The 13,025-nt window shown below is 56.7% G+C and carries 11 protein-coding genes and 1 tRNA gene; 4 read left to right on the forward strand and 8 right to left on the reverse strand.

Translation table 11 applies throughout. The features are described from left to right. Nucleotides 1–193 precede the first annotated feature (193 nt). The 4 genes from ACH3PB_RS01825 to ACH3PB_RS01840 all read right to left on the reverse strand — a co-directional run bounded on the left by ACH3PB_RS01825 (nt 194) and on the right by ACH3PB_RS01840 (nt 3,851). Nucleotides 194–268 (reverse strand) — tRNA-Gln (locus ACH3PB_RS01825). A gap of 66 nt (nt 269–334) precedes the next feature. Continuing rightward, nucleotides 335–1,339 carry a 4-(cytidine 5'-diphospho)-2-C-methyl-D-erythritol kinase gene (gene ispE / locus ACH3PB_RS01830; protein WP_416397771.1) on the reverse strand — a complete coding sequence of 335 codons (1,005 nt, stop codon included), beginning with the start codon at nt 1,337–1,339 and terminating at the stop codon, nt 335–337. Continuing rightward, nucleotides 1,339–2,013: a lipoprotein insertase outer membrane protein LolB gene (lolB, locus tag ACH3PB_RS01835; RefSeq protein ID WP_416397772.1), complete on the reverse strand. Its 675-nt coding sequence runs from the start codon at nt 2,011–2,013 to the stop codon at nt 1,339–1,341. The genes ispE and lolB overlap by 1 nt, the downstream gene beginning before the upstream one ends. Nucleotides 2,014–2,033: 20 nt before the next feature. Then, entirely contained in the window at nt 2,034–3,851 is a 1,818-nt protein-coding gene (locus tag ACH3PB_RS01840) for a tetratricopeptide repeat protein (protein ID WP_416397773.1), read from the reverse strand. 282 nt (nt 3,852–4,133) lie between these two features. Between ACH3PB_RS01840 and hemA the strand changes: the two genes are divergently transcribed. The 4 genes from hemA to ACH3PB_RS01860 all read left to right on the forward strand — a co-directional run bounded on the left by hemA (nt 4,134) and on the right by ACH3PB_RS01860 (nt 8,413). Continuing rightward, nucleotides 4,134–5,513 (forward strand): glutamyl-tRNA reductase, encoded by a 1,380-nt coding sequence (hemA, locus tag ACH3PB_RS01845; protein ID WP_416397774.1) that lies wholly within the window; start codon nt 4,134–4,136, stop codon nt 5,511–5,513. Nucleotides 5,514–5,578: 65 nt separating this feature from the next. After that, nucleotides 5,579–6,670, forward strand: coding sequence for a peptide chain release factor 1 (gene prfA, locus ACH3PB_RS01850; RefSeq protein WP_416397775.1), 1,092 nt, complete (start codon nt 5,579–5,581; stop codon nt 6,668–6,670). After that, entirely contained in the window at nt 6,663–7,643 is a 981-nt protein-coding gene (gene prmC, locus ACH3PB_RS01855; RefSeq protein ID WP_416397776.1) for a peptide chain release factor N(5)-glutamine methyltransferase, read from the forward strand. The genes prfA and prmC overlap by 8 nt, the downstream gene beginning before the upstream one ends. Then, entirely contained in the window at nt 7,640–8,413 is a 774-nt protein-coding gene (locus ACH3PB_RS01860; protein ID WP_416397777.1) for a HesA/MoeB/ThiF family protein, read from the forward strand. Before prmC ends, ACH3PB_RS01860 begins: the two co-directional genes overlap by 4 nt. A gap of 18 nt (nt 8,414–8,431) precedes the next feature. On the opposite strand, the gene ACH3PB_RS01865 is transcribed toward ACH3PB_RS01860, so the two are convergent. From ACH3PB_RS01865 to ACH3PB_RS01880, 4 genes are all read right to left on the reverse strand, one after another. Next, nucleotides 8,432–9,922 (reverse strand): cryptochrome/photolyase family protein, encoded by a 1,491-nt coding sequence (locus tag ACH3PB_RS01865; protein WP_416397778.1) that lies wholly within the window; start codon nt 9,920–9,922, stop codon nt 8,432–8,434. Nucleotides 9,923–9,935: 13 nt separating this feature from the next. Next, a complete protein-coding gene (locus ACH3PB_RS01870; protein WP_416397779.1) occupies nt 9,936–11,372 on the reverse strand; it encodes a PhoH family protein in 1,437 nt (478 codons plus the stop codon). Between the two features lie 93 nt (nt 11,373–11,465). Beyond that, nucleotides 11,466–12,137: a TetR family transcriptional regulator gene (locus ACH3PB_RS01875; protein ID WP_416397780.1), complete on the reverse strand. Its 672-nt coding sequence runs from the start codon at nt 12,135–12,137 to the stop codon at nt 11,466–11,468. Further along, nucleotides 12,134–12,904 carry an START domain-containing protein gene (locus ACH3PB_RS01880; protein ID WP_416397781.1) on the reverse strand — a complete coding sequence of 257 codons (771 nt, stop codon included), beginning with the start codon at nt 12,902–12,904 and terminating at the stop codon, nt 12,134–12,136. The genes ACH3PB_RS01875 and ACH3PB_RS01880 overlap by 4 nt, the downstream gene beginning before the upstream one ends. Nucleotides 12,905–13,025: the final 121 nt, after the last annotated feature.

Here is a 13,025-nt window from a genome sequence, read left to right on the forward strand (position 1 = left end):
AGTGGGACCCTTTTCAGATGGTTCATTAGATGGTTTCGAGGATACAGTCATGTCTTGCGTCGTGAGGCGGCGGATGTGAAGTCCGAACCCGCAGGCCGGCCTGGAAATGCAAATGACATTGCTGAAGGCTGCCGGCTGTACTTGAACTTGCAACGACACCCGTGGGCGACAAGGCGTCGCGCCACGGAAAAGATGGCTGGGGTGGCTGGATTCGAACCAACGCGTGGCGGGATCAAAACCCGCTGCCTTACCACTTGGCTACACCCCAATAATTCATGTAATGAACGACCTCGAAGGGACAAGAGCGTCTTCATTCAAGGCTTTAACGAGATTCCTATTCTAGCACCGTTCCCACTTTGTGAGAACCCGCTGTCAGCCCAATTACAGCCTGGCCAACATAAGCTGACGGTAAACGCTGCACTAGCCGGTTCGCCAATTCTGCGGATTCCGGACTAGCCACTGGACCACATGGAATAAACACTGTGGAGCCGGTTCCCGTCAAACGGCAGGTCTGTGATTCAGTAGCTGCCCAGTCAAAGATGTAATCGACTTCAGGGTACTGAATTCGGACGACAGATTCGCAGTCGTTGCCGAAGACCTTGCTGTTCCAGAGCGGACTTAGTGAAGCAGTCAGCTCATCTCGTAAAGCGGGCGCAATTTTGCGTTTTGGTGTGTCTCTTGTCAAGGCTTGATGACCGAAAATTGCTGGAGTCGAAATATGACAGGCCGGATGAATCAGCAGAAAGCGCTCCGAAGCGAGTTGAAGCGGCATGAGTTCTTCACCCACGCCATCGGCCAGACAGGGCGACTGGTAGAGAAAGAACGGAACGTCCGCGCCCAGCTGCAAGCCTAGCGGCAGCAGGGTTTTCAATGGAAGAGCGAGTCGCCACAGCTGATTGAGGGTAAGCAGCGTAGACGCGGCATCTGAGCTCCCGCCGCCGAGTCCCGCTCCCACTGGGATGACTTTCGTCAGCGTGATATGCAGAGTTTTGTCCGCCAGCGGATCTACACCGGTCGTCCTGATCTGCCACTGTCGCAGTAGCTCAGCTGCGCGAAAAACCAGGTTATCGGTGTTGGCTTGTTCCGACGACTCAGTGGACAAGCGAATCGGCGACAGGGGGTCGATGGCCATCTGAATGGCCTGATGCTCTCGCCGGTCATCGGTTCTGGCTGTATGGATGAAGCTCAAGCCGTCGTAGAGGTCCACAGCCTGAAACAGGCTCTGTAGCTCATGGTAACCATCTTCACGCCGACCGTTGATGTGAAGAAACAGATTCAGCTTTGCTGGTGCGTGTACTGTGGTGGCAGGGGGTAGGGCCGAAGGCGATAACGTAGCCATTACCTGATTGCCGCCCAGTTGGAGATGGCCATTTTTATTGTCACCTGCGCGTCCTGACCGTTGGCCGGCTCGCGACTGAGCTGAACGAAATGTGGAAGCAGCAGTGGCTGGTAACCGCCGAGCATGACAGGCTGGTGTTTGCGCAGGCTGATCGTCCAACCGTCCTGCTCGATCGCAACGACCTCGCCAGCGGCACCAAAGGTCAGCTTGGGTGCGGGGCCATCTGTCACCACTGCCGGCAGTCCCTTGATCCAGCTGCTGATCTGCCGCACTGGCAGTGGCCAACCGAAAGCACCGTAGAAAGCTGCCTCGGGGTCCTGGAGCAGCGTGACGGCCTCCTCCCCAGTCTGGTGGATGGTTACCGTAGAGTCATCTCCCTTCACACGCGTAGCGCCCAGACCGAGGATTACTGACGCCAGCTCGATATCATAGTTGGCGTCCCGCTGTTGCCAGCTGCGGATCTGGCCAGTATCGATACGGTCATCACGGCGTACGCTGATTTTGCCTTCGATAGTCCAGTGGTCTAAATCGCGCAGGCGCGCAGCTGTCTTGGCCCAGTCCGGTGGCTGAACGCCATAGATGACCGGCTCTCTGGGTGCACTGAGTTCGCAGCCCGTGAACAGCAGTAGTGCCAGCAGGAGCAGGCATCCTTTTCGAAATGATTGTAAATTCAATGGTATCGAGCCTGTAAGCGTCACTCGTTGATCAGTTGCGCTGAGCTCAGGCCGTAGCGCTGAATAGTTTCCAGCAGGAGCTTGTGAGTATCGTCCTGGGTAAGGCCTTCACGCCAAACCGTTTTCGCACGAGCCTCTTCACCTGTCTCCCAGAGCACCTCGCCAAGATGCGCTGCAACCTCGGGATCGGGGAATGCCATGTAAGCCTTCTCCAGGTATGGCAAAGCCTCTGCAACCATGCCCTTGCGATACAGCAGCCAGCCGAGACTATCCATGATCGCTGGATTGGCGGGGTCGATCTCGAGAGCGCGTCGGATGAGGGATTCGGCCTCTTCGAGGCGATCGGTCCGATCTGCGAGGGTGTAACCCAAGGCGTTGAGTGCGATGGCGTTATCGGGATCCTGCTCCAGTATTTCCCGAAGCTCGCGCTCCAGTACGTCAATCTTGCCGGCCCTGTCGGCTGTCATCGCATAGCTGTATTTCAGATCAAGGCTGTCGGGGTGTTCCTCAACTGCTCGCTCAGCAACCTCGAGCGCCTCCTGATGATCGTCGGTCTCGTTGTACAAACTGATTTCCACCTGCCAGATGGCCTCACTCTGCTCCGGATAGAGGCTGCGCGCGTGGGCGAACATCGCCGAAGCTTCCTCGTCGCGGTCGGCGTTGCGCAAGAGGAAGGCGCTTCGTGCCAGTGCGGTCACGAAATTGCCGCCTGACGTGACCTGAGAGTAGTGATGTATGGCGGTATCGATTTCGTCAGCCTGATCGGCGATTCTGCCAAGATAGTAGTGCGCATCATTCGTCAGCTTGTCTTCGGCCACGAGCGACTGAAGCGCCTGTCTTGCGGCCTCCACGTTATCATTCTGCAGCGCGATGATGGCATATGAACGTTTGAGGGTCGGCACTTTCGGAAACTGTGCGGCCAGTTCGGCATACACCTTCTCTGCGGCTTCGAACTGCTCCTCATCAAGAAGGGCCTGTGCCAGCAGGACGCCGATCTGCATGCTCTTCGGCAGTCTCTTGCGCTGCTTCTTCAGGTAGGCCAGTGCTGCGTCTGCGCCTTCCAGCTTGTGCATCAACTTGCTGTGCAGCGCCACGTAATTGGCTTCGTCCGGGTGCTGGCGCACCAGATCGCCGCTCTCGGCATAAGCCTCTTCGAACTGCTGCCTCTGCGCGAGCAGATTGGCGTGACCAAAACGGAGCGAGGCCTCTTCAGGGTGTCGCTCGATGAGTTCCGCGTAGAGGTCGAGCAGGCTGTCCTGGGTTTGCGGATCGAGCGTGGCCGCATGAACCGCGAGACGGTCGAACGTGCTCTGTCCCCCAAGCTCCATGACCCGCTCCATGTGCCGGAGGGCGGATGAGAAATCACCCGCCTTAAGCTGATAGACCGCCGCATGCTGATGCGCCTCGAGGGCGTCTGGTGCCACATCTGTCCAGAGTGTTGCCAGTGCGAGGGCCGCAGGGTCGTCCTTCATGTACTGCGCTGCCTCAAAGGCGCGCTGAATAACAGCACTGTCCTTGGTTTCGAGCGCCACAGCCGTATAGTCGCTCAGCAGTCGTTTGAGATCCCCTCGGTGACCAGAGATTTCCGCCTCGACGAGCAGTCTGATCGTGTTCTCTGACATGCCGTCAACTGACGTATCCTTGTAGTCTTCGGCGGGTGTGATCCTGATTGGCTGAAGCGTTATGGGATCGCGGACATGACCCTTGGGGATCGTCTGTCGGGACTGGAACTGCGCTTCGCTCATGCCCTGGTGGTCACTGCCGGTGGAGGCGCAACCTGCGAGGGCAACGACAGCCAACAAGGCAGTCAGCGGGGGTAGCGAAGTCTTTCGGGTCATGAAGGTTTTTCCTGTTCCGGGATCCGGTCTGTGCCTGGGTGACCGTCAGAGTGTGCATTCAGGCGTGCTGATTCGCAACTGTTGGTGGCCGATAGCGCTGCCTGTAGTCTTACAGCTTGTTCAGGAATTCAGATGACCGCGATGATGTGGGCGAATGTCTGGTGAGGGAAGCCTATCGAGTGGATGGCTGCAAGTCGCGGAGGCGCATGCTAATATGGCGCATTATTCGGCGTATTTATCCGCGATTCGCGGGCGCTCGGATCTCCTTAGCGACGGATACCCATGACGATCAAGGTTTTCGGTCTCAGTCATAAAACCACTGGCGTGAGCCTGCGCGAGCGCGTGGCCTTTCAGGCTGACGAAGTGCCGGTCGTGCTCAAGCTCGTGGCTGATGAGCTTGGGGTGAGTGAGGTCACCATCCTTTCCACCTGCAACCGCACTGAGCTGTATCTGAGCTGTCCCGATATCGATGCCGCTCGGCTTTGTGACTGGTTTTGTGATTATCATGAGATTGGCCATGAAGTGGGTCGGGCAGAGCTCGAGCCCGCGCTGTATTTTCTCGAGGGAAAGGCCGCCGTGCGCCATCTCATGCGAGTCGCCTCTGGGCTGGACTCGCAGATGCTGGGCGAGCCGCAGATCTTTGGGCAGATCAAGGATGCCTTCACGGTAGCCCGGTCCAGCGGTACAGTAGGGACAGTGCTCGATCGGCTGTTTCGGCAGGCCTTCACCGTGGCGAAACGGGTGAGAACCCAAACGGCCATCGGCAACAATCCGGTTTCGGTAGCCTATGCTGCGGTTTCACTCGCGGGTCGTATCTTTCCAGAGATCCACAAGTGCACCGCCCTGCTGATCGGTGCGGGCGAAACCATAGAGCTTGTGGCAAAGCACCTGCTGCAGCGGAACATCGAACATCTGATTATCGCCAACCGCACACTCAGTCGGGCTGAGAGTCTTGCGCTGAAAACCGGCGGCGCTGCCATTCAGCTCAGTGACCTGCCGGATCATCTCGCCAAGGCCGATATCGTTATAGCGTCCACTGGTGCGCCACTGCCTGTACTTGGCAAAGGCGCTGTGGAAACCGCACTCCGCAAGCGTCGGCACAAGCCCATGTTTATCGCCGATATTGCCGTGCCGCGCGATGTCGAAGCCGAAGTGGCCGATATCGAAGATGCCTATCTCTACGGTATTGACGACCTCGAGGCCGTCATCGAGGGTAATGTTCGGGCGCGTGAGGAGGCGGCCAAGGAAGCGGAGCATCTCATCCGCGAAGGCGTCGACGATTTCATGTACAAGCTTCGCTCGCTCGAGACGGTAGACGTGCTCAAATCCTTACGTGAGCGGGCGGAAGAAGTACGTGATCTGGAGCTCGCGCGTGCTCTCCGGCTGGCGGATTCCGGACAGAGCGTGGAAGCGGTCATGCGGCAGCTTGCCCATGCACTTACGAACAAGTTGATCCATCACCCGACCGTGCAGGTTCGTCGTGCCCATGCAGAAGGCCGTAAGGAAGCGAGTAATTGGCTTCGTGACCTGTTCCAGTTGCCAGTCAATCCGGCAGCGGCGCCTGATAGCACCGTCGATGAGACAATGCGGGCAAGGGGGGCAAGGCCAAGCTCAGAATCTTCCGAAAAAGGGCTCGACAGGCACCCCCGTCCTGAGTCCTAGCGTCACATAAGCTGCATTGCCGAAATACCCTTTCTTCATTTTTAACAGGTTTCCGAACAGGCCCAATGAAAGATTCCATACGTCGCAAGCTCGAGCATCTACAGGATCGCCACGAAGAGGTATCGGCCATGCTGAGCGATGCCGATATCATCCATAATCAGACGCGGTTCCGAGAGCTGTCACAGGAGTTTTCCGAGCTCGAACCCCTTGTCACCCGTTTTGCTGCTTTTCGTAAAACAGAAGCGGGTCTGGCGGCAGCGAAGGAAATGCTCGCTGAAGATGATCCTGATATGAAGGCAATGGCCGCCGATGAGATTGACGAGCTCGATGCTGAGCTCGAGGCTCACGAAGCCGAGCTTCAATTACTGCTTCTGCCTAAGGATCCCCGGGACACAGCCAACGTCTTTCTTGAGGTCCGGGCTGGCACAGGTGGCGATGAAGCGGCCATTTTCGCAGGTGACCTGTTCAGAATGTATAGCCGCTATGCGGAGCAGCGTGGATGGCAGGTCGAGATTCTGTCAGAGAGTCTTGGTGAACACGGCGGCTATAAGGAGGTCATTTCCAGACTTTCCGGCAACAATGTCTACGGTACGCTGAAGTTCGAATCTGGCGCGCATCGAGTGCAGCGTGTACCAGCGACTGAGTCGCAGGGAAGAATCCACACATCAGCCTGTACAGTGGCTGTCATGCCTGAAGTCGAGGCTGTTGCAGCCATTGACATCAATCCAAGCGATCTGCGTGTCGATACCTTCCGTGCAAGTGGCGCCGGTGGTCAGCACGTTAACAAGACCGACTCGGCGATCCGTATTACGCACCTGCCTACGGGTACTGTGGTCGAGTGTCAGGATGAGCGATCGCAGCACAAGAACCGTGCCCGGGCGATGTCCCTGTTGCAGGCGAGGCTGTTCGATACTGCGCAAGCCAAACAAGCCAGTGAACAGGCGCAGAAGCGCAAGTTGCTGGTTGGCAGCGGTGACCGATCAGAGCGAATCCGAACTTATAACTTTCCGCAGGGGCGCTTGACCGATCACCGAATCAACCTGACCCTGTACAAGCTGGATGAGGTTGTCCAGGGCGATCTGGACCCTGTCATCACACCACTGTTGCAGGAGTATCAGGCCGAGATGCTGGCCACTCTGAACGATACCGATGGCTGATAACGACATCGACAGTGGCGCCCCTCACCGTATGGCGGCTGAAGGTGGCACCACTATCAGACAAATTCTGCGAACTGCCGGCCTCGCGCTAAAATCTCGAGGAGCCGGTGCTGATGAGGCTCGCCTGGAATCAGAACTGCTCCTGCTCGAAATCGTGGGCAAGTCCAGAGCCTGGCTCAGAGCTTTTGATGACACGATGCTGGGCTCAGAGATGCAGGCACGCTTTCATGACCTGCTCGACCGCCGCCTTGCCGGTGAACCTCTGGCTTACATTCTCGGCAGGAAGGACTTCTGGAGTCTCGAGCTCCAGGTCAGCGATGCCGTGCTGATTCCGCGAGAGGATACCGAGGTGTTGGTCGTCGAGGCCTTGCGGCTTGGTCGTCAGCTCATCATCGAAAGCGGTCAGGCGGTGCTGGATGTCCTGGAATTGGGAACGGGAAGTGGTGCTATCATTTGCGCCCTGGCGTCCGAGGAAACTGACTGGCAGTACACCGCAACCGATGTGTCGACCGAGGCGCTGGCGGTCGCTACTACAAATATCACGGGACACGGCTTCGCCGGGCAGACGACACTGCTAACCGGAAGCTGGTTTGAGGCGCTGTCATCCGAGCTCGGGCGATTGCCGGCGCAGGCGAAGTTCGATCTCATAGTCAGCAACCCGCCCTACATCGCCCTGCAAGACCCTCATCTTGATGCGCCGGCTCTGCGTCACGAGCCAACGCTTGCGCTGAGTTCCGGGCCAGATGGCCTCGATAGCATCAGGTGCATTGTGGCAGATGCAGCACCTTGGCTTCAGCCGAAGGGATGGCTGCTACTCGAACATGGATATGACCAGGGGCCTGCAGTCAGAGACTTGATGCGAGCAGCTGGTTTCGGAGAAATCGCCACGGTTCTCGATCTGGCCGGGCAGCCACGAGTGACGATGGGTCGGAACTCGTTGACCGCTCTTCAAACGGCGGGAGTCCAGCTGTGAGCACTGTGGATGCCGATACCGATGATCTAAGCGATGAAGAGCTTCTTCGCTATAGCCGCCATATTCTTCATCCAGATATCGATTTCGAGGGACAGCTGATTCTCAAGCAGGCACGGGTGGCTGTAGTCGGCGCTGGCGGTCTCGGCTGTCCTGCCGCGATGTATCTTGCGGCCAGCGGTGTCGGAACTATGATCATCTTCGATGACGACGTCATCGAATCGAGTAATTTGCAGCGACAGATTGCGTTTACCACTGCCGATATCGGCCAATCGAAAGCTGAGACCCTCTGTCGCCGTCTCCAAGAACTCAATCCGCATGTCTCTGCGAAGCCTGTGCGGAAGCGGTTCGAAGGCAAGGAGGCTGTGCTGGAAGGCATCGATCTCGTACTTGATTGCAGTGATAACTTCGCCACCCGGTCAGGCGTGAACAGGTTCTGCGTGGATAATCGAGTTCCGCTGGTTTCGGGCGCAGCAATTCGTAGCGAAGGACAACTTTGCGTCTTTGATAGCCGTGCAACAGGCTCGGCATGCTATCACTGTCTTTACGGGGACATGGACGAAGCCACGGGCGCAGCAAACTGTGCCGAGAGTGGCGTGCTTTCGCCGCTGGTTGGGGTTATTGGTGCGCTTCAGGCTGTGGAGGCAGTCAAGGTGCTGCTGAACCAACATCAGCAGAGTCTTGGCAGATTGCTGCTGTACGATGCCAATGGCGCGCTGTTCAGAATGCTGCGCTTCAGGCAGGACCCGGCATGCACCGTCTGCGCTCACTGACCTCCTGGCTCCGGCGCGTTAGCCCAGATTCTTGAAACGCTCGATCGCCAAGGCCCGCGTAGTCTTGAGATCCACTATTGCCTCGGGATAGTCACAGGCCTTGCGTTGCGCTTTCCCAGGGTCATGAATGCTCTTGTTATCGAGGTCCGCCAACTCGGGAACAAAACGGCGAATGAATTCGCCATCAGGATCATGACTACGGCTCTGGCTTACAGGATTGAACACCCGGAAGTAGGGCGCAGCATCAGTGCCTGTCGACGCACTCCACTGCCAGCCGCCGTTGTTCGATGGTAGGTAGCCATCAACAAGATTGCGCATGAAATAACGCTCACCGAGGCGCCAATCGAGAAACAGGTTCTTGGTGAAGAACATGGCGGTTACCATGCGTAGACGGTTATGCATCCATCCCGTCTGCTTGAGCTGCCGCATGGCTGCATCTACGAGGGGAATACCAGTGCGTCCCTCGCACCAGGCTTCAAATCCTGACGAATCTTCGTTCCACTGCAGTTGGTCGGTGTCCGCCTTGAAGGGCTGATGCATAGACAGGCGTGGGTTATCTGTCATCAGATGAATGTAGAAGTCTCGCCAGATGAGTTCACTGATCCAGGTCGTGAAACCTTTCGTTGCGTGCTCCGAGGCGCCTTCGGCCTTGAGGCGTCGTCGAGCTTCGGTCGCAACGACATAACATTGTCGACCTGAAAGTGTGCCATTCGCGAGAAATCGAGATATCTGGCTGGTGCCGTTCACTGCAGGCTTGTCCCGCAGGGTGTCATAGTCTTCGGCCCGAGAGTCGATGAAGGCCTCGAGCTCATCGTGTGCTGCATCCTCACCTGCGGCCCAGGCTGTGGAGTCGGTCAACTCGAGTGCGGCGAAAACCTCAGCGATCGCTTTAGCTGTATCGGCTCGAGTGGCCGCGCGATTTGCCGCTGCCACAAGTGGCTTGTCGGGTGTCACTGTCTGCGGAGGTTTTGGCCAAAGCGATATGGGAGACCCGTCAGTGTGCTCCAGCCAGCTGCGTTTGTAGGGGGTGAAGACTTTATAGGGTTCTCCGGCCTGGGTTCGAATCGACTTCACCGGCAGTATGCTCTGGTCGCGATAGCTGTGCAGAGATCTCATAACCGGCAAGAGTCGGCCCGCTACCGCCTGGTCACGACGATGCTCGTTGACCCAGTACTCCTCGTTGAAGAACAGGGCCTGCGCATCAATGGCTTTGACGAAAGTCTCCAGTACGTCGGGTACTTCTGAGAAGGTATTGGCCGTAAGCAGAAAGAGATAGTTACCGCGTTCTTCCAGAGCTTTTCCCAGCTCCCACAATGTGCGTCGCAAAAAATCCAGTTTGATCGGCGCCTCATCGTGCTGCTTCCACTGCTCCGGACAGATGATGAAGCAGCAGAGCAGCGGCAGCGCCTCGTCGGCAGCCCTGGTTGCTGCGGCCGTCAGCGCCGGATTATCCGCTAGCCGCAGGTCATTGCGAAACCAGTGCAGCACGCAGGCTTTCTGATCGCTCAACTCACAGCCTCACTCAGAGATTGGCCTCGGCGAACTGTGCCAATATCGATCTTGGAACGCCCTGCAGATGAATGTGTCCACCATGTTCGAAATTTCGGAAGCGCTCGGTGAGATAGGTGAGGCCCGAACTCGGCGCACTCAGATATGCCGTGTCGATCTGGGCCAGGTTGCCAAGGCAGATGACCTTGGAGCCGGTGCCTGCTCGAGTGATGATCGTCTTGACCTGGTGTGGCGTGAGGTTCTGGCACTCGTCTATGATAATGAGACTGTACTGGAAGCTCCTGCCGCGGATGTAGTTTAACGATTTGAACTGAATCGGCACCTTCTGCAGAATGTACTCGACACTCGCGGTCATGTTCTCGTCGTCCTGATGGAGGGCTTCGAGGTTATCGGTAATCGCGCCCAGCCAAGGCTCCATCTTTTCAGCTTCAGTGCCCGGCAGGAAGCCGATATCCTTGTCCAGCCCCTGAGTACTTCGAGTCACGATGATGCGCTTGTAGCCCTTGCTGGCGACCGTCATTTCTATCGCCGCAGCGAGGGCCAGAATGGTCTTGCCGCTACCTGCTGCACCAGTCAGGTTCACCAGATGGATGTCGGGATCCATGAGTAGATCCAGCGCCATGGCCTGATAGATGTCTCTCGGCATGAGGCCCCAGGCTTCTCTGTCCATGAGGTGGTGATGCGTCAGGTCCAGGATGTGCACGGTGTTGTCGCCAAAGCCGCAGACCTTGCCGATGAAGTCCTGTTTGTCGAGGACGAAATCATTGATCGACATGCCTTTGAGCGCATCTGAAACTGGCAGTATATGAATCGTTCGCCCGCCATCCTGCTTGGTCTCTACCTTGTCGATGTTGTCCCAGAAGGAGCCTGCAAATTCACGATAGCCTTTCGAGAGCAAGTCGATGTCGTCAATCAGCTGGTCTGTATGATAGTCCTCGGCTTCGACCCCGCAGGCGCGAGCTTTCAGGCGCATATTGATGTCTTTGCTCACGAGTACGGCGATACTCGGTAGCTGATCGTCGGTGTTCTTCGGATCGCGCTTGCCACTGCGCAGTGTCTGGTTCAGCTTGCGCTGTCTTTCCTGCAAGGCCAGCAGACCATTGATGATCTTGTTGTCGTTCAGAGAGTCGGAAAGTTGTTCGCTGCCGGAGTGATCCATCAGGATCGAAATGCAGCCCGAGTAGTCGTTCGTCGTTTCACGAAAGATGGGCACGCCGCTTTCAATGAGCTCAGGCGATGCGTCGCCAAGCAGCCGGTCGATCAGGCGGATAGCCTGCCTGCAGTCGGCCGCGATGGAGGCATTGCCATTCTTCAGCTTGTCGAGCTCTTCCAACACGATGAGGGGGATGACGACATTGTGCTCTTCAAAATTGAGCACGGAGTTCGGGTCGTGAATCAATACATTGGTATCGAGGACATAGGTTTTTTTATTGCTCTGGCTTGGCGCCATCTATACCACCTGTCTTTGCGTCTGTTGTTTGATTACCTGACGATACATCGGCAGACGATGCACCGACAGATGCTCTGTCATCGAATTATCCTGTCAACCAGCCCTGACGAGCAGCGCGCCCTGCCAGAGCTGCCGGAGCGCCTGGCGAATTCCTGAGTCAAAGTCGGGAATCAGGGCAGCAAGACCCCGACTCCTGAGTATGCAGTTCACTTCCGCTGGAAGATGCTGCATCTGCCAGAGACCAAGTAGCATGGCGTGGGTCTGAATAAGAAGTTGTACGCAATCCGCCCCTGTCAGGCCTGCTATTCGACGACAAATCGCTTCGCTGACCTGGCCCATGTCGGTTAGTAGACGGGATTTAAACTCGACAATTACCTCTTCATCGACTTTTCGCTCCAGCACAGCAGCGCTTTGACAGGCCAGTGGCATGAAATCCGGATTCAGGCGTACGAAGTCCGCGATCAGGCCGACGGCTTCATCGATGGGATTGGCAGATTGTCTGTCGTTTCTGAAGAAGCTATCGAGTGACGCCAGTAATGTGCAGTAGTGCCTGGCGAGAATGGAGAAGTAGATGGCTTCCTTGGTCTCGAAGTACAGATACAGAGTACCTTTGGCCAGGCCGGCAGCCTTGGCAATATCACTAACCGAGGGAAGGGCGTCGATATCCTGTTTCAGCAGCTCTGCGGCAGCACGCTCGATATCACTACGTCGTTTGACCTTGTCTTCGATATCGATCGCGCGGCTGCGCCGGGGCTGTGCACTCAAGGCTGTTTTTCGACTCCTGTGATCACGCCGTCTTCGCTGTACTGAACCTCATAGCCCTGATACTTGTCCGAATTGGCGAGCTTTTCAAGCGCCTTGAGTGATTTATATGGAATATCGACGATCAGGGCGTTCACCAGCCAGCTCGGAATGGCACCAGCTGGTTCAGTGTGCTGCAGCCAGACGATTTCCGTCTGCTCATCACCGAGCGGGGTAATGTGATAATGCGTTTCCTGCTTGTTCACCCGGACGTAGTTCTTGTTCGGCGCTACTTTGTGATCCACCGCGTAGAGGTCCATGACGATGGTGTCCGAGTCTGGCGCCTTGCTTGTGTTGATCTCGAGAACATAGTCCCTGTCCATCACAGGCCAGGGTAGATCATTGACGCTATAGGCATAACGCTTTGCAAACTGCTTGTCGTCAAAGCCCCACGATTCCACACAGTTCAGAACCCACTCTGTGCAGGAGGCCGGGTCCGACATAACCGCCATAATGTCTTCAATTGACGCATCAAGCGTGTAGACCGCTTTGAAGGCCTGAAAATCACTGGCAGGAAAGCGACGGGTATAGACGACGACACCGTCTTTCTCGTAATCGCGTTTCCATTGTTCATCTTCGATCTTCAGCTCGGCCCGACCTGCGGCAGAGGTGAGCAAAAGACAGATGCTCAGAAGAAATACCGCCGGAGCGCCTGGCGCAATGCGTGGCAGAGCCGGTTTGGGCACAATGCTGAGCACTCGTGCTGCAGCCTCAAGTTTCGGTGGGGTCATAGATGCCGTTTCATTGGAAAATTCTGTTCAGCTGACTGGCTAGCACAGCACGCGCGGCGAATGGTAACACGGGCAACTGTGGCAAACTGAGACGCTTTCGACCCCTTGCGGACGAAAGCCG

It is taken from the genome of Allohahella sp. A8 (assembly GCF_047946665.1).
Taxonomy (GTDB): Bacteria; Pseudomonadota; Gammaproteobacteria; order Pseudomonadales; family Oleiphilaceae; genus Allohahella.